The following is a 21,640-nucleotide window of genomic DNA, read 5'->3' as shown; positions in this document are numbered from 1 at the left end:
GCGCGGAGGGTCGGCGGGAGCGGCCCACTCTCCCGGAGAACCGGCCCGAGCGCTCAGCGCCCGTCGGCGGGCCAGTGCGCCCCGTCCTCGAGCACCTCGAGCTCGTCGCCCAGCCGCAGCGTGCCGAGCTCGTCCCCCTCGACGCCGGCCGGCCGCTCGGGGATCAGGTTCTGCCCGAACGCGGCCTTGCGCAGCAGCCGGTGGTGCCGGGCCAGGGTGCGCAGCGGCTCCTTGCCGCGCCGCTCGCCGGTCTCCTGGTCGGTGGTGGTGATCATGCAGCGGCCGCACGGCTTGACCACCTTGAAGGTGACCGAGCCGATCCGGATCCGGCGCCAGGTGTCCTCGGCCCACGGCTCGGTGCCGCCGATCACCACGCTCGGACGGAAGCGCTCCATCGGCAGGGTCTCGTGGCCGTCCGGATTCTCGGCGGCGATCAGCTCGTTGAGGCGGTCCAGCGAGGCGGTGGTGGTGAGCAGCAGCGGATAGCCGTCGGCCATCGAGACGCTGTCGCCGGGCGCGCTGTACTCGGGGTCGACCGGCCGGGCGCGCGGGTCGTCCAGGTGCACCAGGCGGTAGTCGCCGAGGTGTTCGGCGATCCACCGGTGCGTCTCCTTGTCGGCCTCCGCGGCACGGAAGCGCGTTCCCCAGACCTCGACGTCGGCGAGCGGGTCGCCGGCCGCGACGGCGGGGGCGGGGACCTCGATCCGGGAGCCGTCGGGGGTGGTCAGGGTGAGGACGCCGTCGGGCAGCAGTCCGGTCCGCACCCGTGCGAGGGCCGCGTCCTCACGCTGGCTGACGAAGCGTCCGTTCGCGTCGGCGAGCATCCAGCGACGGTCTCCGGCCAGACCCCAGGGGTGAACCACGGCGGTGTCCGGGCTCAGGCGGTACATCGACTTGACGGGGTAGACGTGGAGTCCGGTGAGGTGCATTCCTCCATCCTGCCAGCCTGCGGGGGTTCGCCGGGAATGCCCCCTAATGCGCACGGACCGCCCGGACGCCGTGGGGGGCGTTCCGGGCGGTCCGTGGATGACCCGTTTCTCCGTTCGCCCGGCGTACGGGGGGCGCCGGGTGCTGCTCAGGTGGTGCGGGTGCGGGCCGCGTGGGGGGACGGCCTCGGGGTGTCAGCGGCTCAGTAGCCCTGGCCCTGCTGCTGGTAGCCGCCCTGGAACTGGCCGGACTCGCCGTACGGGCCCGGGCGCTGCGGCTGCGTCGGGCGGACCGGCGCGACCGGCGCCATGGCCGGGCGCAGCTGGGCACCGCCGAAGGACTGGTCGCCGCCCTGGCCCTGGAAGCCGGGGCCGCCGGCGGCCGGACCGCCGAACGACTGCTGGCCGCCGAAGCCCTGCGGAGCGGCGGGCTGGCCCTGGCCGAAACCGCCCGGTCCGCCGGCCGGCTGCGCGCCGAAGGTCTGCTGGCCGCCCTGGGCGCCGATGAAGGTGTTCTGGCCGCCGAAGCTCTGGCCGCCGGTCGGCTGGTAGCCGCCTCCGGCGGTCTGGCTGAAGGCGGGGGTGCCGGGCTGCGGTCGCTGGTACGGCTGGGGGGCGCCGTAGCCGGGGACCGGAGGCTGGGGGGCGGCGTACGCCGGCGCGGGCTGCGCGGGGATGTACGCCGTGGCGGGGCCGGCGGAGGGGCCGCTGCTCGGGCCGGGGCCCAGGGCGAGGCGGGCGGGCGGCAGCGCGGGGAGGTTGCTGCCGGCGCTTTCGTACCCGTTGGCGTACCGGTTCTCGTAGGACGGGCCGAGGCCGGATCCGTAACCGGACGACAGTGCCGGCGGCAGGGCGGCCGGCACGTTGATGGGCGCGATCTGGGGGACGCCGCGCTCAGCCACGAGGCTGTCGTAGATCGGCGTGCCGGAGGAGTAGGACGGAGAGGGGTAGCCGACTCCGTCGTAGGAGCGGGGCGAGGTCATGGGGCATACGGTAAGCCCACAACGCGCCTGCTGAGGAGAGCGGGAGGGGGAGCAGTTCGAGTGTTTACACAGTCTTCGCTCGCACAAAGGTTTCGAAAGTAGGAAAGACGGACATTCCGGCGACCGGTTCCGGACAACCTTGGCACCCCGTCAGTGGTCGAACGGCGGCCGGACGGAGGCCCCGGAAGGCCTTGTGGTGACCGGCCGGTGGACGGTCGGGGGCCCTGCGGAGAAACTTTTCCCGGACAGGGCGTGCGCGGGCGCATTCGAGCCCCCGCCGAGCAGGCGACGGGGGCTCGTGAATGTTTCGGGAATAAAGTTCCCGTCAGCTCTCCGGGGCCCGATTCAGGCCCGCGACCTGGGCCGTCGGCCCGATGGCCGGCCGCTGATCAGGCGGCGGCCCGTCGCTGGTCCGGGTGTCGGCGCTCAGTGCGACTGCAGGGCCTGGGCCTGTGCGGGCAGGGCCGGCTTGCCGATCTCGGAGGTGCAGAAGGAGCACCGGGTCGCGGCGGCCGGGATGCTGCTCAGGCACTCCGGGCAGTCCACCTTCGCGGCCGGCGCGGGCTTGGCCGATTCGAAGCGGGACTGGAGCTTGCCGACCGGCAGCACCACGGCGAAGTAGATGACGGCGGCGGTCAGGACGAAGCCGATGACCGCGTTGACGAAGAGGCCGTACGGGAACCGGGTGCCGGCCACGTCGAAGGTCTTCTGGGTGAAGTCGCCGACGGCGCCGGACGCGACGCCGACCAGCGGGGTGAGGAAGGCGCTGACGAACCCGGTGACGACGGCGGTGAAGGCAGCGCCGATCACGATGCCGACCGCGAGGTCCACCACGTTTCCGCGCAGCAGGAAGCTGCGGAATCCCTTGAACACCGGGTGACTCCAAATCCGTACGGGGGAGGGGGAGATGGGGCGGCACGGCGGGTGCCGCCCCAGGCCGGACATCCTGCCGAGCGGGCCGGGCCGAGGTCCAACCGCGTTCACCCGAATCGGGTAACCGCCGCGGCGCCCCGCGTCCGTGGGCCCTGCGGGGCGGGGACGCTCCGCGTACCGGCCTTTCCCCGGTCGAACAGCCGAGCCAGCCGGTTGGTCGGCCGCTCCAACTCGCCCCTGTGGCACCGCGTGTGGCGCCGCATGTGACACCGGCACGCGCCGGTCCGGGGCGGCGCCGACCCGGCGCGACAGGGTGGACCGGAGCGCGGCAGGGGGCGAGACGGGGCGCACAGCGGTCGCGTACGGCGCACGACGGCGGCCCCGTGGCGCACATCCGGTGTACAAGCGCGGGCGGATGGGCCACCATCAGGTTGCGCGAAGGGGATGTACCGGGCGGAGCACTGTGCCAAGGTCGGTCCATGCCCGACCATTTGTCGGCCGATCCGGCCGGAAACCGTCCGCGTGTCCTGCACCTGATCAGCGACTCACGCCGGGGCGGCGCGCAGAACTTCGCCCGTGACCTCCACCGGGAACTGGGCCGTCGGGGGCAGTCCTCCGCGCTGTGCGCCCTCGCCCCGCACCCGGCCGTCCCCTCCGGCCCCGCCGGGGCGGGCCGGGACTCCACCGGCCCCGGTTCCGCGGGCCGGAGCCCCGATTCCGCAGGTCCGGGCTCCGGGGCCGCGAGCCCGGACCCCGAGGCCGCCGGCCGGGCCGCCGTCGACTGCTCCGCCGCCGCCGGGCTGCGCTCCGCCGCCGTGCTGGGCCCCGGCCGGCTGCACCCGAGCACCCTGAGGGCGCTGCGCTCCGCCTCCCGCGCCGCCGACGTGGTGCTCGCCCACGGCTCGGACACCCTGGCCGCCTGCGCCCTCGCCCTGGCCGGGACCCGTACGCCCTTCGTCTACGTCTCGGTCGGCCACCCGCGCTACTGGACCGCCAACCGGTTGCGCCGGGTGCGCGGCGGCGCGCTGATGCACCGCGCGGCCGCCGTCACCACGCTCACCGACGAGGCGCGCGTCGTCCTGGAGGAGCAGTTCCGGCTGCCCGACGGGAAGGTGCACGTGATCCCCAACTCCCGTGCCGCCGAGAGCTACCCGCCCGCCGACGGCCGGGACGACCGGCGTGCCGCGCGGCACGCGCTGGGCCTTCCGGCCGACGTGCTGCTGGTCGCCTGGATCGGGGCGATAGCCCCGGAGAAGCGGCTCGACCTGGCCCTCGACGTGCTCGACCGGCTGCCCGACGTCCGGCTCGCCGTCGCCGGAGACGGACCGCTGCGCGAGTCGCTGGCCCGCCACCCGGCCGCCGCCCGCGCCCACTTCCTCGGCCCGCTGCCCGACCCGGCCCCGCTCTACCGCGCCGCCGACGCGCTGCTGCTGACCAGCGACAGCGAGGGCGTGCCCGGCGCGCTGATCGAGGCGGCGCTGGCCGGGGTGCCCGCCGTGGCCACCGACGTCGGCTGGGTGCGCGAGGTGGTCCGGGACGGTGCCACCGGCGCGCTGGTCGCCCCCGGGGACCCGCTCGCCCTCGCCGAGGCGCTGGGCAAGGTGCTCGCGGTCAACCGGGCGGGCCTCGGCGCGGCGGCCCGGGCGCACGCGCTGGAGCACTTCGAGCTGGGCGCCGTCGTGGACGCCTGGCAGCAACTGGTCGCCGAGGTATGGACGGCGGGTCCGGAGGCCGCCCGCTGACCGGGGTGGCCAGGTGGGCCAGGGGTGCCATGCCGACCGGGGTGGCCGGGCCGACCCCGTCGGGTGGCCGGCCCGTCCGCGCGCCCGGCCCGGCTACGCCGTCCGGGCGAATCCGGCGCGGCCCGTGCGCAGCAACCGGCCGGTAGCGAACCGCCGCCAGCACACTGCCCGGTGTGAAATCGAAGTCGCTGCTGCGGTCCACCGTCCTGCTCGCCGTCGCCGTCGGGATTGCCGCGTCCCCCGTCCAGGCCGGCGCGATCACCCACCAAATCCCGTTCGGGGGCACCCAGTTCGTCAAGCTCGACCATCCGCAGCCGGTCCGTGAGAGCGTCCGGACCGAGGCGGTCGAGTTCTTCTGGTACGACTGCAGCCACTCCCAGGCGCTCGAACAGCCCCTGCGGGCCTGGGCGGAGAAGCACCGCGCCGATGTCGCGCTGCGCCGCATCCCGGCCGTCTGGCCCGGCAGTCCGGACGAGGCCGCGCAACGGAGCCACGCCCGGATCTTCTACACGCTGGAGCGCCTCGGCCAGGTCGACCGCCTCCAGGTCAGCGTCTTCCGCGCCGTGCACACCGAGCGGGTCGACCTCACCACCGAGGCCGCCGCCACCGACTGGGCCGCGCGGCAGGGCGTCGACGCCAAGGCGTTCGGTGAGACGTACCGCTCCGCCGAGGTGACGCGGTCGGTCGAGGAGGCCGCCGCCGACTTCACCCGCTACGGCGTCAACGAGCTGCCGACGGTCGTCGTCCAGGGTGAGTACCGCACCTCGCCGACCCAGGCCGGCGGGGTCGAGGCGATGCCCGAGGTGCTCGACCACCTGGTGCAGCAGGAGCAGGCGCGGGGTCACTGAGCCGGTGCTCCGGCCCTCGCGGTGACAGCGGATCAGCTCGCTCATGTGCCCTTCCCGGCAGGCGTCTTGTCCGAACAGCACCTTGCCTAACCATTCACATGCTGTTTAATGGTTAGCATGAGCGAGCTGATGATCCCTCACGTCCACCACCGCCACGTCGACGTCGACGGCCTGCGCGTCTTCTACCGCGAAACCGGCCCGCTCGACGCCCCCGTGCTCCTGCTGCTGCACGGCTTCCCGTCCTCCTCCCACCAGTACGCCCGGCTGCTCGACGCGCTCGGCACCCGCTACCGCCTGATAGCCCCCGACTACCCGGGCTTCGGCCACAGCGACAGCCCCGCGCCCGACGCCTTCACGTACCGCTTCGACGCCCTCGCCGACGTGATCGAGGGCTTCTGCCTCGCCCTCGGCCTGGACCGCTTCGCGCTGTACGTCTTCGACTTCGGCGCCCCCGTCGGCCTGCGCCTGGCCACCCGGCACCCGGAGTGGATCACCGGCCTGGTGGTCCAGAACGGCAACGCCTACGAGGAGGGACTCTCCGACCAGGCAAGGGAGTTCATCGCGAACAGGCGCGGCGTGCCGGGCGCGGAGCGGGCCGCCCGCTCGATCCTCACCCCGGACGTCACCCGCGGCCAGTACGAGGGCGGCACCGGCGACCCGAGCCTGGTCGCCCCCGACGGCTGGACGCTCGACCAGCACCTCCTCGACCTGCCCGGCCGCAAGGACATCCAGGTCGAACTCGCCCTCGACTACTTCTCCAACGTCGAGCTCTACCCCGCCTGGCAGGCCTGGCTGCGCGCCGATCAGCCGCCCACGCTGGTGCTCTGGGGAGTGGGCGACCCGTTCTTCACCGAGGCCGGTGCGCGCGCCTATCTGCGCGACCTGCCCGGGGCCGAGCTGCACCTGTTCGACACCGGGCACTTCGCGCTGGAGGATAAGCTGCCCGAAATCGCCCCGCTGATCGACGACTTCCTCGCGCGGATCGGGAAGTAGCCGACCGGTGCGGGGTGTTCGGGGGCAGGAGGCTCAGGCGGTTCGGGCGTGTTCAGAGCCCTTCGGCGTGCTTCAGTCGCGGCGCAGCAGGTAGGTGACGAAGCCGAGCGTCCCCCGGTAGCCGTGCAGCCACCCGGTGCGGTGCCGGTCCGCCGCCTCCCGGGCGGCCGCCGCGTCCGGGTGCTCCGGGTGGTCCAGCACCCACTCGGCCAGCGAGCCCGTCCAGGCGAACTCGTACTCGTCCCAATCCTGTTCGGTGCTGACAAGCCCGAACACCGGCGTCCAGCCCTCCGCGAGGACCCGCTCGGTGGTCGTCGCGAGATCCGCGAAGTCCTCCCGTGCCGCGCCCAGTCCGTCCAGCGCCGCCCGGGACGGCTCGCGCTGCCAGAACCCCTCGCCGACCAGCAACCGGCCGCCCGGGGCCAGGAGTTCGCGGGCCGCGGCGAGCGTCGGCAGCAGGCCGCCGAACGCGTGGGTGGCGCCGACGCACAGCACCAGGTCGAAGGGCTCCTCCGCGGTGAACTCCCGTGCGTCCAGGTGGTGCAGGCCGATCCGGCGGGCCACGCCCAGCGCGGCCGCGGACTCCCGGGCCCGGGTCAGCGCCGCCGCGTCCAGGTCCACGCCCACTGCCCGCCAGCCCGGGCCGGCGCCCAGCGCCCGGAGCAGCCAGGCGCCCTCGCCGCAGCCCAGGTCCAGGGCCCGGCCCTGCTCCGTCCCGGCCATGGCACGGTCCAGCAACCGGGCCACCGAGCCGTCCGCCAGCGGGGCCGCGATCGGGTGGTGGGCATGGGCGAGGCGGGAGATCTGCTGACGGTCCATCCGAGCAGTATGGATCGGGGCGGTGCGGCGCGCAGCGGGTTTCTCAGGCCCGGGAGTACGTCCGCCCCTTCCACGCCGAGCCCCGGCCGCGCCAGTGCTGTACGGCCGAGTCCACCGTCATCAGCAGGTACAGCCCCGCGGTGAACGGCAGCAGCAGCACGGCCGCGGCCGGCTGCCCGTAGTACCGGACCATCGGCAGGTACGTGCCCGCCATCAGCGCCCACGCCGCCCCACCCGCCGCGGCCACCGCCGGCGCGCCCGCCACCAGCCCGGCCACCGTCGCCACCGGCGGCACCAGGTACACCAGCGCCAGCCCCAGCACCGTCCCGAGCAGCAGCGCCGGCGAATGCCTGAGCTGTGCGTACGCGCTGCGCGACACCATCCGCCACAGCTGCTCCAGCCGCGGGTACGGACGCACGCTGTCCACGTCGTCGGCCAGACCCAGCCAGGTCCGGCCGCCGGTCGACTTCACCGCCCGGGCCAGCGACACGTCGTCGATCACCGCGCCGCGGATCGCCGCCACCCCGCCCGCCCGCTCCAGCGCCTCCCGCCGCACCAGCGAACAGCCGCCGGCCGCGGCCGCGGTCCGGGCACCCGGACGGTTGCTCCGGCGGAACGGGTACAGCTGGGCGAAGAAGTACACGAAGGCCGGCACGATCAGCCGCTCCCAGCCGGTCTCCACCCGCAGCCGGGCCATCTGGGACACCAGGTCCAGGCCGTTGCTCTCGGCGGCAGCCACCAGCTCGGCCAGCGAATCCGGGCCGTGCGCGATGTCGGCGTCCGTCAGCAGCAGGTACTCGGCGTCCGGACCGGCCAGCTCCACGCCGTGCCGCAGCGCCCACAGCTTGCCGGTCCAGCCCGGCGGCAGCGGGGGAGGGGTGGTGACGGTGAGCTCCAGCCCGTCGATCGTCCGCAGCTCCGCCGCCAGCGCGCCGGTGTCGTCCGAACTGTGGTCGTCCACCAGGATCACCCGGGCCCGCCCCGGGTACTTCTGCGCCAGCAGCGTCGGCAGGCTCACCGGGACCACCGAGGCCTCGTCCCGGGCCGGCACCACGACCGCCACCTGCGGCCAGCGGACCGGCGGGCGACGCGGCGGCAACCGAACGTCGGTGCGCCAGAACGAGCCGTGGCAGCACGCCAGCCAGAGCCAGACCAGCAGGGAGAACGCGGCGATCCACAGCAGGACGGTCACCCCGGCAGTCTGCCGCAGAACCGGGCCCGACGGGCGGATCGACTAAAGTCTTGAGCCGTGAAGATCGCACTGATGGACTCCGGAATCGGCCTGCTGGCCGCCGCCGCCGCCCTTCGGAAGCAGCGCCCGGACGTGGATCTGGTGCTCTCTTCCAACCCGGCCTCGATGCCGTGGGGGCCCCGTACGCCGGAAGAGGTCACCGAGCTGGCCCTCGGCTGCTGCCGGGCCGCCGCCGCGCTCGAACCCGACGCGCTGGTGATCGCCTGCAACACCGCCTCCGTCCATGCGCTCGCCACCCTGCGGGCCGAGCTGGAGCCCGGGCTGCCGGTGGTCGGCACCGTCCCGGCGATCAAGCCCGCCGCCGTGCGGGGCGGCCGGGTCGCCATCTGGGCCACCCCGGCCACCACCGGCAGCGCGTACCAGCGCGGGCTGATCCGCGACTTCGGCGGTTCGGCGGACATCACCGAGGTCGCCTGCCCGGGCCTCGCGGACGCGGTCGAGCACGGCGACGACGAAGCCGTCACGGCCGCCATCGCCGACGCCGCCGCCCGGACGCCGGCCGGCACCGACGCCATCGTGCTCGGCTGCACCCACTACGAACTCGTCGACGACCGCATCCGCGCCGCCGTCGCCCCGACCGCCGCCCCGGGGCTCACCCTGCACGGGTCGGCCGACGCCGTCGCCGCCCAGGCCATCCGCCGCGTCGCCGACCCCACCCGCACCGGCACCGGCACCCTCACCGTCCTCCACGCCGGCACCCCTGCCCACCTCCCCCCGGCCGCCGCCCTCTACCCCCAGGGCAACGCCCTCGCCACCCTCATCGGCTGACCGCGCGAGAAGTCGGCCCGGCCGACTTCCCACGCAGCCGGCTCCCTGAAGCCCTTCTGGTCGGTCGCACGAGAAGTCGACCTGGCCGACTTCTCGCGCAACGACTGCCCCGAACCGCCCCGCCTCCCCAGGGTGAGCGTCCGGCCGCCATGGCCTCTACGCGCATAGAGCCGCTGGGCATGGGATCCGGCCCGCCGACAGTCGGCGCACGGGAAGTCGATCTGGCCGACTTCTCGCGCAACGACCGCTTCGAGTGGCACCACCCTCGGCTCAAGCGGCCAATCGCCCTGACCTCTACGCGCATAGAGTCCCCGGATGCGGGCTCGTGCCGGGCTTGCTTGCATGGGAAGTCGGCCCAGTCGACTTCCCGCGCCATGCCTGGATGCAACGGCTGGGCAGCCCGGCTCCTGGAGTCTGTTGGTCGCTAGCCCTGGGCTTGCTGGTGCACAGGAAGTCGGCCCGGCCGACTTTTCGCGGAGTCGCCGCTTCGAATCGCGCAGAAAGTCGGCCGGCCCGACTTTTCGTGCAGCGAGCGTTCCGGGCTTCCCGGCGGCATACGGGAGGTTCGTCCGGTCGAGCGTCGGTGCCGCGCTGAGATGCTGCAGCTAGACGGCTCGCGGCCCCGAGGCTGCTGATTGCGAGCCCAGGTCCCGCCTGCGCGCGCGAGAAGTCGGCCAGGCCGACTTCCTGTGTGGCGGCCGCGCTCGCCAAGCCCGTTGAGCGTGCGCTTGCTGTGGCCTCTTGGGGCACGCCGGAAGTCGGGCGGGCCGACTTCTGGGGTGGGTTTGTGTCGGAAGTCGAGTGCGTGGAGTCGACTTTTTGCGGGGGCGGGGGTGGCATTCCGGGCGCCCGAAATGACTTGGCTGGGCGCGCGAGAAGTCGGCTGGGCCGACTTTTGGTGCGGGATTGGCTCGAGTGATTGGTTGCTTTGGGGATGGGCTGCCGGGGTGCGCGCCGCACAGGAAGTCGACCCGGCCGACTTCCTGTGCGGCGTGATGGCGCCCGTTGCTAGGCGACGGCCTGGCGGCGCCAGCGGCGGTAGGCGGGTTCGAGGCCGGAGAGGATGGTGTCGAAGCGGCGGGTGCTGGTGGTGGAGTCGACCTGGAGGCGGCTGATCTGGAGGGGATGGGAGGGGAGCCGGGGGCCCAGGCGGTGGTCGGAGAGGAAGCCGAGTCGGTAGCCGAGCTCCTGCAGGACGGTTTCGGCGCGGACGTCGTGGCCGCCGTCCGGGTAGGCGAAGGCGATCGGCGGTTCGCCCAGCCAGCGGGTGAGGGCCTCGTGGGCGCCGGTGATCTCGGCGCGCACGGTGTCGTCGTCGCAGCGCCCGAGGCACGGGTGCCCCTGGGTGTGGTTGCCGATCGCGACGCCGCCGTCCCGCAGGGCGAGCAGGTCGGCCGGGGTCAGCTGCTCCTGGCGGGGCGGTCGGCGATCGGCGCTGACCCGCAGTTCGTGCAGACTGCGCCGCCGGTCCGGGTCCGGCATGGCCTTGAGCCGCCGGAGCAGCTGGGACGGGTGGCCGCAGTCGAGCGAGCGGGCCCGGCCCCCGTGCCGGGCGAGGAAGTCGGCCTCGTGCCACCAGAACGGCCGTTCGGTGCCGATGAGCTCCGAGATGACGAACGCGGTGGCCGGAATGCCCCGGGCGTCGAGGGCCGGTAGGGCGTGGGTGAGGACGCTCCGGTCGGCGTCGTCGAAGGTGACCAGGACGCTCCGGGGCGGCAGTGGCCGCCGTTCGGTCACGGCCTGGAGGACCGCTTCGAGCGAGACCGGCGTGGCGAGCCGCTGGAGCCGGTCGAGCTGGGCGCCGAACGAGCGGTGGTCGGTCACCCCGTGGTACGCGAGCACCGCGAGCCGTTGGGCGGCCAGGGCCCGGAACAGCGGCTGGACGGGGGCGAACCGCAGCCATTCGCCCCGAGCGTCCTGCTGTTCCGTGTCGACGGCCGCCCGGTGACGGCCCCCGCCGTCCAGGTGCGTGCCGTGGCGGTGCTCCTCGTGCCGACGGTCGCCGTGCAGGAGATCGCCGCCGAGCTGATCGCCGCGAAGGTGATCGCCGTGCGGACGGTCGGTGGGCCGGCCGGTGCCGTGCCGGTCCGCCGACCACCCGACGGTCAGGGGCAGCGCGCGCATGCGGGGTGCCGGCCGGGCGCGGGCCATGGAGATCGATGTACTGGACTGGGACTGCGGCACGGTTCCCCCTCGTTCGCCGAGCGGCGTGGCGGTACCGCCGGAGGACGGAGCCCGGCCTCCGACTCCAGGGGCGGCGGCTCCGCTCCTGGATATTCCTGTTCTCGGTGGGGGGTTCACACCCGTCCCTCGAACGGCTCCTGGATCACTCAATGCCATTGAGACCGCTGCACCGGACGGATGGTTGTACCGGGGGGACGAGGATTTTTCGTGGACTGATTGTGGAGCCGGAATGCACGCCCGGACGCCTCGGACACACTTCGGGGCGGGCCCGGCGTGCCGCTGACCAGCCCGGATCCACCGGTTGCGCAGCGTGTCCGGACCTTCACTCCCTGCGGGCTGCCACCCGCGCCGCCCCGGGGTACCTTGGGCTCATGGCAGATGCGGACCGTGACCCCTTCCACCTCCACGGGGCCTCCCGGATGGCTCGCGCGTGCAGCGGCGGAGCCCTGGTCACCCACCAGGTCCCGCTGACGGTGGTGGGCCTGGCCTGCCTGGCGCTCGGCATCGTCGTGGCCGTGTTCGTGCCGGACAGTGACGGGCCGGCCTGGGCGATGGCGGTGGCCGGCTGTCTGGCCGCGGGCGTCCTGCTGCTCGGCCGGATCGCCTTCGGCGTGTTCCGCGACCGGCGCCGCGCCGCGCTCTGACGGAGCCCCGGCCGGCGTACCGGCCGTACGGTCGGCGGGTTCCGTCCGGGCGTTGCCCCCACCCGTAACGTCGATCGCTCTCGGAATTCCGAAACGGCCGATCGAGCGAAATTGGTCAGACCGACTGAATATCGTCCAGTCGGACAATCTCAGGCCCTCTTCTTTCACCATTCCCGGACGACAGCTTCATCCCGCCTCTACTGTGAAGGCGTTCTTCCGGCTCGAAGCGCCGTGGAGGTGGAGCGATGAGCGGTAGACCGGATCGCGCCGCGGCCGTCTCATGAGACGCGCCGGCGACCTCGCCGTCGCCGCCCTGGCCGCGGTCGTCGCACTGCCGCTGGCCCTGCTGATCGCCGTCCTGCTCCGCTGCGGCACCGGCGGCCCGGTCCTCCAGCGGCAGATCCGGACCGGCCGGCACGGCCGCGAGTTCCAGCTCCTGCGCTTCCGGACCGGAGGGGACGGCCGGCTCACCGCCCTGCTGCGGCAATCCGGCCTGGACGAGCTGCCGCGGCTGTGGAACGTGGCGCGCGGCGACATGGGGGTGATCGGGCCCCTGCCGGTCGGCCCGGACCAGGCGGCGCACTACTCCCGCCGGGAGCGCGGCCGGCTCGCCGTCCGGCCCGGCCTCACCGGCTGGGCCCAGCTGCAGGCCCTGAGCCGCGGCCGGACGCCCCGCCCGCTCAGCCGCCCCGAGTGGGCGGAGCTCGACCTCTGGTACGTCGAGCACCGTTCCTTCGGGCTCGACCTGCGCATCCTCGGCCTCACCGTGCTCGCCCTGCTGCGGCCCGACACCGGCCGGGCGCACCGGGTCGGCCCGGAGCCGCCCCGATAGGCTGCGGCCCATGGCCATTCCCCCCTTCCTCGCCGAGCTCCGCGCCATCGTGGGAACCCGCCCGCTCTGGCTGAGCGCCGTCGTCGCCGTCGTGCTGGACGACCGCGACCGGGTGCTGCTCGCCCGCCGGGCCGACGACGGCCGGTGGGCGCCGGTCGGCGGCATCCTCGACCCCGGGGAGCAGCCCGCCGACGGCGTGGTGCGCGAGTGCGAGGAGGAGACGGGGGTGGTGGTCGTGCCCGAGCTGCTCGCCTCCGTCACGGTCTCGCCGCAGGTCACGTACCCGAACGGCGATGTGACGCAGTACCTGGTGCTGACCTTCCGCTGCCGCGCGGTCGGCGGCGAGGCGCGGGTGAACGACGACGAGTCGCTGGACGTCGGCTGGTTCGGGCTGGACGAGCTGCCGCCGATGATCGAGAGCGAGCACGAGCGGCTGCGCCACGCGCTGGAGTGCGAGGGCCCGGCGGTCTTCACCTGGGAGGGTAAGGAGCGCCCCTGAGCCCGGGGGCGGGCCCATCACGGCCCGCCGCAGGTCCTCAACCACCCGCCCGCGCCGGTCAGCCCTTGTACTGCCGGTAGGCCTCCTCCGCCGCGTCCAGTACCGCGGCCAGGTCCCCGCCCGCCGTGGCGGTGGCGGTCGCGGCCACCGCGCCCTCGACGAACGGGGCGTTGGCGAACCGGACCGGGAAGGGCAGCCCGTGCTCGTCCGCGTCGGCCAGCAGCGCGCGGACGGTGGTGACCGCCCCGCCGAGGTCGGCGAGCACCACCACGCCGTGGCCCTGGTCCACCCGCCGGGTCGCGGCGGCCACCAGGACGGCGCTGATGCCCGGTCCGTCCGACGGGTCGCCGCCGGTCGCCGCGACCGGCGCGGGGGAGTCGGATCCGGTCAACGCGAGCGCGAGGGAGCGTACGGCGGTGGCCAGTTCCTGGCTGTGCGAGACCAGGACGATCCCGACCCGCCCGTGCGTGGCGGTCCGGGCGGGGGTCGGCCGGGGCAACTGGGTGGGTGAGGGAGGCGTCCGGGGTGCCGGGGGATGGGCCGAGGGGGCGTCGGAGATGGGGATGACGTCGGCGCGGGTGCCGTCCCGGCGGCTCATCGGCTGCTCCCTCGAACGGGTCGGTCGGTGGATCGTTCTGGCAAGGCACGCTCGGTCGAACCGGTCATCCCGGTCGGTCAGGGCGGAGCGGCCCGGGCCCCGGCACCTCCCGGGCCGGGCCGGGGAGGCGGTCGTACGGCGCCCTGGCAGCACTCTGGCAGCTGCCCGCCGCCCCCGCCGGTCGGGACACGCCTCGACCGGTCCTCCGGCCGCGCCCGTCCCCGCCCGGAGGAGTCCTCGTCAACCCGCTGACCGGGGCCGGGCGGTGTGGCTAGGCTGGCCCAGGAACGCCGTCGGGAGGAGATCGGTCAGTGGGATCCAACAGCGGGACGGACACGGAGGTCAGCGTGGTGCAGCCGGATCTGGCGCCGAACGGGAAGCCCAGGGTGGACTTCACCGGGGCGGAGTGGCTGTGCAGCAGCCAGGGCGTCGGCGACGTGCAGATCGCCTTCGTGGACGGCTACATCGGGATGCGGGACGGCCGCCAGGAGGACGGGCCGGTCCTGGTCTTCACGCCGGGCGAGTGGCGGGCCTTCGTGCTCGGCGCCCGGGACGGCGAGTTCGACCTCACCTGAGCCGAGGCGCGCGGAGCCCGTCGGCGCCGAGCCGGCGCCCGGCACCACGGGAGCGGACCCCCGGTCGACGGGGGTCCGCTCCGTAGACGATCTTTCGGGTCCGAAACATCACAACTGATGATCCATTGAGCGTGCCCCGTCAGAATTTCTGTTGACTGTTAGACAAACGCAGCTCAGAGTAAGAGCACGGGCAGACGCCGTGCCCACCGCCCCCACGCGGCCAGACACGGCGCCTGCTGTGCGGCCCGGCAGTACTGCCAGGCCATCCTCCCAGTCATCCCCTGCGCACCGGGGTGCGTCGGCCGGTCCCGGCCCCGAGATGGGGCCGGCAGTCGCCGGGAGGTTGGCGCCGAAGCCGAGAGCGACTCGGATGACGGCACCGGTGCTCGGGACCCGCACGCCCCCACGCGGCGGCGTCCCGAGCAGATCCACGGGAGCGACGGGCCGGGGCCCCGCGGATCTGGCTTGTGAAACTTGGAACTGTTGGCTTGTGTGTTCGTGCTGTGTGCGACGACGAAGCTGGGTGCTCGGCGGTTCGGCACGACAAGTGCACAGTGAGGGAAACGCGTGTAGGGCCGCGTTGCGACATGCCGTCCCCCCGGAGGGTGAAACCCAGAACGGCTGTCGTGCTGAACCGAACGTAGCCCGGACGGTTGCTCAGAGTCAACATTGGTCTCTGAGCGTCGATCTCCCGGCCACCCCCCGGCGGTGCCCCACCCACCTCGCGAACGCGGTGTGCCGGACACGTACGATGTTCCCATGTCTTTTCTCCGCCGTCGCTCCGGACAGCCCGCCGGCCCGGACTTCGACGTGCTCGCGATGGACCCGGGCGACTGGCCCGGTGACTTCGGTGCGGCCATGATGACCGGCCCGGACGGCTCCTGCCAGGGGATTTTCCTGCGCTACGACCTGTTCGGCGGCAGAGGTCCGGCGATGTTCATCGGCAACCTCCCCGAGGGTTCGCCCGCCCGGGAGACCGGCGACGAGGTGCCCTTCGAGGTGCGGCAGCTGCTCGCGGCGCTGGAGAACGACGAGCCGGTCGAGTTCGTCTCGGCCGAGGACTTCCCGGTGATGCTCGGGGACGACCTGCTGATCGTGAAGAAGGTCAAGGTCAGCGAGGAGCGCGTGTTCTGCGCCCAGTTCGGCCGCAGCGACGGCGTCCTGGTCACCGTCGCGTCCTGGGACCGACCGATTTCGGACGACCTGTATCAGCTGCTGAAGCCGCTCCCCGCGGACATGTTCCAGCAGGGCTGATCCCGCCGGGGCCGGCCGGCTCCGCCCGGGGGTCGGACGCTGCTTGACGGTATCGATCAACGGTTCGTACAGTCGCGAACATGCCGTGCCGCCTTCCGCTGCTGACCCGTCGCAGGCATCTGGACCTGCGGCGCACCGCCAGCGCGGCGTGTCCGGGCCGCTGAGGGGGGATTCGTCCCCCGGCGGCGGGCGATCGGCCGGGTGTCCGGTCGGCGCCGGGACCAGGGGCGGGCCGTGAGCCGGCCTCCGGGGCCGCCGATCGCCACCGCGCGCCCGTACGGCGTGCCGCCCGCACCTGCCGAGCCCACGCTGCCGCCCGGAGGCACAGCATCATGACCACTCGCGCCGCCAACCGTTCGACCGCCGAGCGTTCGTCCGAGGACCACGCGTCCGACGACCGCCCCGCCGACAACCGTTCGCCCAGGAGCGCGTCCGCCGGACGCCGTTCGCGGACCGCCGCTCCGGCGGCGGGTTCCGAACCGACGGGTTCCGGCCATCTCGAATCCACCGGTTCCACACCCACAAGTTCCGCCCCCGGCGGCGCGGCACCCGACCGGAGCGCGGTCGAGACCGCCCTCGCCGGACTGCCCCGGGTGGTCGACCTGCTGGCCGCCCGCGCCGAGGAGCACGACCGCGACGCGACCTTCCCGTACCAGGGGATCGAGGCCGTCCACGAGGCCGGACTGCTCACCCTCACCGTCTCCGAGCGGTACGGCGGTCCGGGCGGAACGCTCGCCGACACCGTCCGGGTGCTGTCCCGACTCGGCCGCGGGGACGCCTCGGTGGCCGTGGTCACCGCCTTCACCCTGCTCCAGCACGCCGAGCAGGCCCGCCGGGCCGACTGGCCGACGGCGGGCTACCGGCGGCTGCTCACCGAGTCCCGGCGCGGTCCGGCACTGGTCAACACGCTGCGGGCGGAGCCCGGTGCCGGGGCGGGCGAGCTGCCCGGCACGGTCGCCCGACGGGACGGCGACGGCTGGCTGCTGACGGGCCGGAAGACGTACTGCACCGGAGCCGAGGCGCTCGCCTGGATGGCGGTGACCGCGCGGACCGACGAGGAGGAGCCGCGGATCGGCACCTTCCTGGTCCGCGGCGAGAGCGAGGGCCTGGAGATCGACCCGACCTGGGACCAGCTCGGGCTGCGGGCCAGCGCCAGCCACGACGTGGTGCTGGACGGGGTCCGGGTGCCGGGCGACCTCGCGCTCGGCCTGACGAACGGTCGCCGGACGGCCCGTCAGAGTGCCGACGCCGACGCCGAGCTCTCGTCGGCCTGGCACGACCTGGCCCTCTCCGCCGTGGCGATCGGGGTCGCCCGGGCCGCCGAGGCGTGGCTGATCCGCTTCCTCAACCAGCGCACCCCGGCCAATCTGACCGAGCCGCTCGGCACCCTGCCCCGCTACCGGACCGCCCTCGGCGAGATCGAGGCCCAGCTGATCGGGGCCGAGGAACTGGTCGAGGGCCTGGCCTCCCGGGTGGACCGGGGCGACCAGGAGGCCGTCGCCCGGACCGGTCCGGCCCACCTGCTGGCCACCCGGGCCGCGACGGCGGTGGTCCAGCAGGCCGTCGCCCTCACCGGCAACCCCGGCCTGAGCCGACGTCACCCGCTGGAGCGCTACCTGCGGGACGTGCTCAGCAGCCGGGTGCACCTGGCCCCCGACGAGACCGTCCTGGAGGCCGCCGGCCGGGCCGCCCTGGAGCGGGGCGCCCGGCCGTAGGGCCCGTGGTCGAACTCCCGGGCCCGGCGGGTCCTGACGGTGGTCCGACGGGCCGCGGAGGTGGCTCAGCGGGTCCCGACCGCGGCGCGGACGGCCCGGCGGGCGAGCGCCGCGTCGTCGTAGAGCCGGCGGATCATGATCCGCTGCTCCTCGCCGGCGCCCGGCACGTCGTACAGCCGGATCTCCCGCATCAGCACCAGCACCAGGTTCACCAGGAACGCGTCCCGGGCCAGCGTGCCGCCGCTCTGGGCGAGTTGGCTGATCTGGCGGCGTGCCGCGGTGTCCCCGGACAGGACGCTCCAGAGCACCGCCAGGTCGTAGCCGGGCAGGTACCAGCCGGCCTGCTCCCAGTCGACCAGCACCGGTCCGGACGGCGCCAGCAGCATGTTGCTGAGCAGGGCGTCGCCGTGGCAGAGCTGGAGCGGGGTGCTGCCGAGGCCGTGCAGCAGGCCGCGGAGGTCGCCGGCGTCCCGGTCGGTGAGCTGGCCCACCGAGTGGTAGCGGGAGATCTCCAACTGGTAGTCCAGGCGCGGCTGGAAGACGTCGGTCGGCGGCCGCCACAGGTTCAGCGTGCGGACCGCGGTGAGCAGCGCCCGCACCTCGCCCGGGGTCGGCGCGTTGACCGGGTGGCGCTCGCGGGCCGCCGGGCGCCCCGGGACGCGCTCCATGACCAGCACGCACCGGTCGTGGTCGGCCGCCACCAGCCGGGGCAGCCGCACCGGCGGACGGTGCCGGACGAACGCCCGGTAGACCGCCACCTCGTGGTGGAAGTCGGCCACCAGCTGCTCGAAGTACTCACTCCGCACCGCCTGCGGCGCCAGGCACTTGGCGACCACCGGGGCCCGCCCGATGGTGCCCGCCACCAGGATGTGGCGGCTGCCCTCGCGCAGGACCTGGCGCGGGGTGAACGCGGGACATATCCGCGAGACGCCCGCGAGCGCCGCCCGGACCGCCGGGGTCTGGAGCGCCGACGGGTCGATCCGCTCCGGGCCGCCGCCGACGGGCAGGCCGGGCCGCCGGGCCCGCAGCACCTGGCCGTCGGCCTGCCGGGCCAGCGGCATCCGGCCGCCGCCCGGCAGGGCGGTCTCGGGGGCCCGCAGGCCCAGCGCGGTACGGCCGGCGGGGCCCAGCGCCGTACGGCCGGTCGGGACGACCCGGGTGTCCGTGGCCCGGCCCTCGGCGCCGCGCGGGACCGCGGGACGGCTCGCCGGGGGCACGGCCCTGGGGCCGGTGCGGCCGGCGGCTGCGGTGGGGGGGCGCAGCGCTGGGCGGGTCGCGGTGGGCGTGGGGGTCGTCGCTGAGGAGTACATGGGCTGAGGGAGGTCCCTTCCGGTCCGTCGGCGGGTGCTTGCCCCGCGGGGGCGGGGGAGGGCCGGTGCCGTGTGCTTCCTGGCGTGACGGCGGCCCTGCGGGTGGTGCGGTACGTCGTGCGGTGCGCTGCTCCGCGCGGTACCCCGTAGCGGTGCGGTCGGTGGTGCGCGGGCGCCGGGCACGGACGCGGGGTCAGGAACCCCTGGTCGGCGGTGCTCCGGCCGTCCGCACCCTGGGGAATGCGGTCGGCCGGACTGCCGTGGCCGTGCCCGGCGCTCCCGCGCCACCCGGCCGCGCCACCCCCTCGGGTGAGGACCGGGAGCGCCCCGTGCCACCGTCGGGGGACAGCCCCGACGCTGGTGGGACACCGCCCGACCCGGGGGGCGAGGTGGCGCACCCCTACAACACACCCGTCGGGCACTGGCTTAGTAGTCTGGCGGGCCCTGGCGAACGGTGGCGAATGCTCGCCCGGCACTTGCCCGAGCCTCTAGCCTCGGATCAGCCGAGGAACCTGGGGGCTTCGTTGAGCAGGGAACCCAACACCCGACTGGCCGACCTGTTCGTCCTGACCGGATGGTCGAAGGGCGAGCTGGCGCGGCTGGTCAACCGTCGGGGTGCCGCGATGGGGCAGCTGCAGCTGTCCACCGACACGTCGAGGGTACGGCGTTGGATCGAGCAGGGGGAGATCCCGCGCGATCCGGTGCCGAGGGTGCTGGCGGCCGTGTTCACGGAGCGGCTCGGCCGTGTCGTCACCACTGAGGACCTCGGTCTGGAACGACACCGGCCCACCAGGTCCGGAGCGGACGCGTCCGCAGCAGTGCCATGGTCGCCGGATCGAACAGCCGCGGTCCTCACCGAGTTCACGGGAATGGACCTCATGCTGAACCGACGTGGATTGGTGGGCGCCGGAGCCGCGCTCACGGCCGGGGCGGTCATCGCCGACTCGCTGAAGGGCTGGCTGGGCGGGGACGCGGTCGCGTACGCGGCCTCCGTCCCAGGGCCGCGACAGGCGGTCGCCGGGGGCGGAGCGCACCCGGCGGCGGACGTGTACGACGCGGGCCCGGTCGGGCTCGACGAGGTGGAGTCGCTGGAGCACTCGGTGCAGGTGTTCCGGGCCTGGGACGCGGCCCGCGGCGGCGGGTTGCAGCGCAAGGCGGTGGTCGGTCAACTGAACGAGGTCGGCGGCCTGTTGACGCACCGGCACGCACCGGCGGTGGAGCAGCGGCTGTGGCTGGTCGCGGCCAACCTGGCGGTGCTGGCGGGCTGGATGTCGCACGACGTGGGGCTGGAGCCCACCGCCCAGAAGTACTTCATGATCGCGGCCGACGCGGCCAAGGAGGCCGGCGACCGGCCACGGGCCGGCGAGGCGATCTCCCGGGCCGCGCGGCAGATGGTGCACCTGGGCCGGGCCGACGAGGCGCTGGACCTGATGTCGGCGGCCAAGGCGGCCGGCGGACGGCTGCTGCCCAGAACGCGCGCCATGCTCAACACCGTCGAGGCGTGGGCGCACGCCTCGATCGGGCACTCCCAGGACACCTACCGGCTGCTCGGGGAGGCCGAGGACCTGTTCACCGAGGAGGCGCCGGAGCCACCGCCCTCGTGGATGCAGGTGTTCGACGAGGCCGAACTGCGCGGCATGCAGGCCCTGGTGCTGCGCACGCTCTCCGAGCACGACCCGGGGGCGGCCCCCGAGGCCCGCCGGCACGCGGAGCGGGTGATCACCCTGCGGGAGGGGACCGGGCAGCTGCGGTCGGCGCTGTTCGACCGGATCACCCTGGCCTCGGTGCACCTGCTCACCGGCGAGCCGGACGCGGCGCGGTTCCAGGCCAAGATGGTGATGAACCTGATCGGCCAGAACTCCTCGCACCGGACCTGGGACCGGCTGCGCGAGATGTACCGGCTGACCGCGCAGTACCGGGGGCTGCCGGTGGTGGACGAGCTGCGGGAGGAGCTGGGCCGGGCGCTGCGGGCGGCGGACGCCAAGAACCGGCGCCGGCTGACCTGACGGGCCCGCGGACGTACGGGCCCGGGCCGGGCCGTCGGGCGCGGTACGGCGGGGCGGGGGTTGTGGGCTCGGGGTGAGAGGGGCCGTGCGCTCAGTGCGGCGGGGCCGGGCGGAGCAGCATGCGCAGCGCGACGACCGTGCCGTCGGTGCCGAGGACGGGCTCGCCCGCGCACTCGACGCCGTCGTAGCGCCCGTCGGACCGGCGGACCCGCAGGGTGCCGGCGGCGCAGCGGCCGTGCACCAGGGCGTCGGTCATCATCCGCCGCAGCAGCGGCCGGTCCGCCTCGGGGAGGCGGTCGGGCAGCCGGTCGAGGCTGAGCGGGCCGTGGCCCGGCTCGCAGCCGAGGAGGAGATAGGCCTCCGGGCTCCACTGGATCCCGTCGGTCAGCAGGTCCCACTCGGCGGAGCCGATCGGGCCGTCGTCGATGATCGCGTCGTGGTCGCCGCCGGCGCCGAGGTACGGGCCGGTCGGCTCCTGGGCCGTGCCGTCCACTCTGCCGTCCGTTCCGCTGTCGGCGTCGCCCGCACTGTCGCCCGTGCCGTGTCCGCCCGGGCCGCCGGCGCCGACCGTGACGCCGTTCGCCGTGCCGCTCCCGGCGCTCGCCGTGCCGCCCCCGCCCGCCGGGGCGCCGTCCACGTGGGCGGCTCCCGGCGGGCGGGTGGCGCCTAATGGCATGTTCATGGCGGACCTATCGCTCGGTACACGGCCCGCGGTGTGCGGGCCGTTCGGACAGTGAGAAGACTGTCGCACAGCGTTGTCACCCCTGTGGGTGATTTCGACAGAACGCGGGCAAAATTTCCGCTGGCATATGCCACTGT

The 21,640-nt window shown here is 74.3% G+C and carries 21 protein-coding genes; 12 read left to right on the top strand and 9 right to left on the bottom strand.

The window, feature by feature from the left end:
• Window positions 1-53 precede the first annotated feature (53 nt).
• The 3 genes from ACFVXH_RS37950 to mscL form a co-directional block, all read right to left on the bottom strand.
• Window positions 54-929 (bottom strand): MOSC domain-containing protein, encoded by an 876-nt coding sequence (locus ACFVXH_RS37950; protein WP_074006369.1) that lies wholly within the window; start codon window positions 927-929, stop codon window positions 54-56.
• Window positions 930-1,129: 200 nt separating this feature from the next.
• On the bottom strand, window positions 1,130-1,909 hold the full coding sequence (locus ACFVXH_RS37945) for a DUF6643 family protein (protein ID WP_074006368.1): 780 nt from the start codon (window positions 1,907-1,909) through the stop codon (window positions 1,130-1,132).
• 426 nt (window positions 1,910-2,335) lie between these two features.
• The gene (mscL, locus tag ACFVXH_RS37940; protein ID WP_049650971.1) at window positions 2,336-2,782 is read right to left on the bottom strand and encodes a large conductance mechanosensitive channel protein MscL; all 447 of its coding nucleotides are present in this window, start codon (window positions 2,780-2,782) and stop codon (window positions 2,336-2,338) included.
• A 479-nt stretch (window positions 2,783-3,261) separates the two neighbouring features.
• Here mscL and ACFVXH_RS37935 point away from each other — a divergent pair, with 479 nt between their 5' ends.
• The 3 genes from ACFVXH_RS37935 (at window position 3,262) to ACFVXH_RS37925 (ending at window position 6,365) form a co-directional block, all read left to right on the top strand.
• Entirely contained in the window at window positions 3,262-4,524 is a 1,263-nt protein-coding gene (locus ACFVXH_RS37935) for a glycosyltransferase family 4 protein (RefSeq protein WP_387830707.1), read from the top strand.
• A 173-nt stretch (window positions 4,525-4,697) separates the two neighbouring features.
• Window positions 4,698-5,372: a thiol:disulfide interchange protein DsbA/DsbL gene (locus ACFVXH_RS37930; RefSeq protein WP_380739848.1), complete on the top strand. Its 675-nt coding sequence runs from the start codon at window positions 4,698-4,700 to the stop codon at window positions 5,370-5,372.
• A 117-nt stretch (window positions 5,373-5,489) separates the two neighbouring features.
• A complete protein-coding gene (locus tag ACFVXH_RS37925; protein ID WP_387830705.1) occupies window positions 5,490-6,365 on the top strand; it encodes an alpha/beta fold hydrolase in 876 nt (291 codons plus the stop codon).
• Window positions 6,366-6,437: 72 nt separating this feature from the next.
• On the opposite strand, the gene ACFVXH_RS37920 is transcribed toward ACFVXH_RS37925, so the two are convergent.
• Window positions 6,438-7,184, bottom strand: coding sequence for an SAM-dependent methyltransferase (locus tag ACFVXH_RS37920; protein ID WP_387830703.1), 747 nt, complete (start codon window positions 7,182-7,184; stop codon window positions 6,438-6,440).
• A 43-nt stretch (window positions 7,185-7,227) separates the two neighbouring features.
• Complete coding sequence (locus ACFVXH_RS37915) at window positions 7,228-8,376, bottom strand: glycosyltransferase (RefSeq protein WP_049658710.1); 1,149 nt, start codon at window positions 8,374-8,376, stop codon at window positions 7,228-7,230.
• A 57-nt stretch (window positions 8,377-8,433) separates the two neighbouring features.
• Between ACFVXH_RS37915 and ACFVXH_RS37910 the strand changes: the two genes are divergently transcribed.
• On the top strand, window positions 8,434-9,204 hold the full coding sequence (locus ACFVXH_RS37910) for a glutamate racemase (protein WP_375876694.1): 771 nt from the start codon (window positions 8,434-8,436) through the stop codon (window positions 9,202-9,204).
• Window positions 9,205-10,212: 1,008 nt separating this feature from the next.
• On the opposite strand, the gene ACFVXH_RS37905 is transcribed toward ACFVXH_RS37910, so the two are convergent.
• A complete protein-coding gene (locus tag ACFVXH_RS37905) occupies window positions 10,213-11,328 on the bottom strand; it encodes a polysaccharide deacetylase family protein (RefSeq protein ID WP_387830700.1) in 1,116 nt (371 codons plus the stop codon).
• A 431-nt stretch (window positions 11,329-11,759) separates the two neighbouring features.
• Between ACFVXH_RS37905 and ACFVXH_RS37900 the strand changes: the two genes are divergently transcribed.
• The 3 genes from ACFVXH_RS37900 (at window position 11,760) to ACFVXH_RS37890 (ending at window position 13,363) form a co-directional block, all read left to right on the top strand.
• Window positions 11,760-12,032, top strand: coding sequence for a hypothetical protein (locus tag ACFVXH_RS37900; RefSeq protein ID WP_143204765.1), 273 nt, complete (start codon window positions 11,760-11,762; stop codon window positions 12,030-12,032).
• Between the two features lie 280 nt (window positions 12,033-12,312).
• Window positions 12,313-12,864 carry a sugar transferase gene (locus ACFVXH_RS37895; RefSeq protein ID WP_049656058.1) on the top strand — a complete coding sequence of 184 codons (552 nt, stop codon included), beginning with the start codon at window positions 12,313-12,315 and terminating at the stop codon, window positions 12,862-12,864.
• A 10-nt stretch (window positions 12,865-12,874) separates the two neighbouring features.
• Window positions 12,875-13,363: an NUDIX domain-containing protein gene (locus ACFVXH_RS37890; RefSeq protein ID WP_049656056.1), complete on the top strand. Its 489-nt coding sequence runs from the start codon at window positions 12,875-12,877 to the stop codon at window positions 13,361-13,363.
• Between the two features lie 58 nt (window positions 13,364-13,421).
• On the opposite strand, the gene ACFVXH_RS37885 is transcribed toward ACFVXH_RS37890, so the two are convergent.
• Window positions 13,422-13,961 (bottom strand): PTS-dependent dihydroxyacetone kinase phosphotransferase subunit DhaM, encoded by a 540-nt coding sequence (locus ACFVXH_RS37885; protein WP_082345992.1) that lies wholly within the window; start codon window positions 13,959-13,961, stop codon window positions 13,422-13,424.
• A gap of 347 nt (window positions 13,962-14,308) precedes the next feature.
• On the opposite strand from ACFVXH_RS37885, the gene ACFVXH_RS37880 reads away from it, so the two are divergent.
• From ACFVXH_RS37880 to ACFVXH_RS37865, 4 genes are all read left to right on the top strand, one after another.
• The gene (locus tag ACFVXH_RS37880) at window positions 14,309-14,536 is read left to right on the top strand and encodes a DUF397 domain-containing protein (RefSeq protein ID WP_234348556.1); all 228 of its coding nucleotides are present in this window, start codon (window positions 14,309-14,311) and stop codon (window positions 14,534-14,536) included.
• A gap of 759 nt (window positions 14,537-15,295) precedes the next feature.
• Window positions 15,296-15,790: a hypothetical protein gene (locus ACFVXH_RS37875; RefSeq protein WP_049656052.1), complete on the top strand. Its 495-nt coding sequence runs from the start codon at window positions 15,296-15,298 to the stop codon at window positions 15,788-15,790.
• An 80-nt stretch (window positions 15,791-15,870) separates the two neighbouring features.
• Window positions 15,871-15,954: a putative leader peptide gene (locus ACFVXH_RS37870; protein WP_350526312.1), complete on the top strand. Its 84-nt coding sequence runs from the start codon at window positions 15,871-15,873 to the stop codon at window positions 15,952-15,954.
• 168 nt (window positions 15,955-16,122) lie between these two features.
• Window positions 16,123-17,505 (top strand): acyl-CoA dehydrogenase family protein, encoded by a 1,383-nt coding sequence (locus ACFVXH_RS37865; protein WP_082345991.1) that lies wholly within the window; start codon window positions 16,123-16,125, stop codon window positions 17,503-17,505.
• A gap of 65 nt (window positions 17,506-17,570) precedes the next feature.
• On the opposite strand, the gene ACFVXH_RS37860 is transcribed toward ACFVXH_RS37865, so the two are convergent.
• Window positions 17,571-18,815 carry a phosphotransferase gene (locus ACFVXH_RS37860; protein WP_338016391.1) on the bottom strand — a complete coding sequence of 415 codons (1,245 nt, stop codon included), beginning with the start codon at window positions 18,813-18,815 and terminating at the stop codon, window positions 17,571-17,573.
• A gap of 524 nt (window positions 18,816-19,339) precedes the next feature.
• Here ACFVXH_RS37860 and ACFVXH_RS37855 point away from each other — a divergent pair.
• Window positions 19,340-20,821, top strand: coding sequence for a hypothetical protein (locus ACFVXH_RS37855; RefSeq protein WP_049660292.1), 1,482 nt, complete (start codon window positions 19,340-19,342; stop codon window positions 20,819-20,821).
• Between the two features lie 91 nt (window positions 20,822-20,912).
• Here the strand turns inward: ACFVXH_RS37855 and ACFVXH_RS37850 are convergent, their stop codons facing one another.
• Window positions 20,913-21,503 (bottom strand): hypothetical protein, encoded by a 591-nt coding sequence (locus ACFVXH_RS37850; protein ID WP_387830696.1) that lies wholly within the window; start codon window positions 21,501-21,503, stop codon window positions 20,913-20,915.
• Window positions 21,504-21,640: the final 137 nt, after the last annotated feature.

Origin of the sequence: Kitasatospora sp. NPDC058184 (assembly GCF_042883725.1) — a bacterium.
GTDB lineage: Bacteria > Actinomycetota > Actinomycetes > Streptomycetales > Streptomycetaceae > Kitasatospora.
Note: the sequence above shows the minus strand (reverse complement) of the source record. Positions and strands in the feature narration are given on the sequence as shown.

Coding starts and splice junctions, on each gene's coding strand:
- ACFVXH_RS37950 (WP_074006369.1), bottom strand. CDS start 929: ATGCACCTCACCGGACTCCACGTCTACCCCGTCAAGTCGATGTACCGC.
- ACFVXH_RS37945 (WP_074006368.1), bottom strand. CDS start 1,909: ATGACCTCGCCCCGCTCCTACGACGGAGTCGGCTACCCCTCTCCGTCC.
- ACFVXH_RS37935 (WP_387830707.1), top strand. CDS start 3,262: ATGCCCGACCATTTGTCGGCCGATCCGGCCGGAAACCGTCCGCGTGTC.
- ACFVXH_RS37925 (WP_387830705.1), top strand. CDS start 5,490: ATGAGCGAGCTGATGATCCCTCACGTCCACCACCGCCACGTCGACGTC.
- ACFVXH_RS37920 (WP_387830703.1), bottom strand. CDS start 7,184: ATGGACCGTCAGCAGATCTCCCGCCTCGCCCATGCCCACCACCCGATC.
- ACFVXH_RS37905 (WP_387830700.1), bottom strand. CDS start 11,328: ATGCGCGCGCTGCCCCTGACCGTCGGGTGGTCGGCGGACCGGCACGGC.
- ACFVXH_RS37900 (WP_143204765.1), top strand. CDS start 11,760: ATGGCAGATGCGGACCGTGACCCCTTCCACCTCCACGGGGCCTCCCGG.
- ACFVXH_RS37895 (WP_049656058.1), top strand. CDS start 12,313: ATGAGACGCGCCGGCGACCTCGCCGTCGCCGCCCTGGCCGCGGTCGTC.
- ACFVXH_RS37890 (WP_049656056.1), top strand. CDS start 12,875: ATGGCCATTCCCCCCTTCCTCGCCGAGCTCCGCGCCATCGTGGGAACC.
- ACFVXH_RS37885 (WP_082345992.1), bottom strand. CDS start 13,961: ATGAGCCGCCGGGACGGCACCCGCGCCGACGTCATCCCCATCTCCGAC.
- ACFVXH_RS37875 (WP_049656052.1), top strand. CDS start 15,296: ATGTCTTTTCTCCGCCGTCGCTCCGGACAGCCCGCCGGCCCGGACTTC.
- ACFVXH_RS37870 (WP_350526312.1), top strand. CDS start 15,871: ATGCCGTGCCGCCTTCCGCTGCTGACCCGTCGCAGGCATCTGGACCTG.
- ACFVXH_RS37865 (WP_082345991.1), top strand. CDS start 16,123: ATGACCACTCGCGCCGCCAACCGTTCGACCGCCGAGCGTTCGTCCGAG.
- ACFVXH_RS37860 (WP_338016391.1), bottom strand. CDS start 18,815: ATGTACTCCTCAGCGACGACCCCCACGCCCACCGCGACCCGCCCAGCG.
- ACFVXH_RS37850 (WP_387830696.1), bottom strand. CDS start 21,503: ATGAACATGCCATTAGGCGCCACCCGCCCGCCGGGAGCCGCCCACGTG.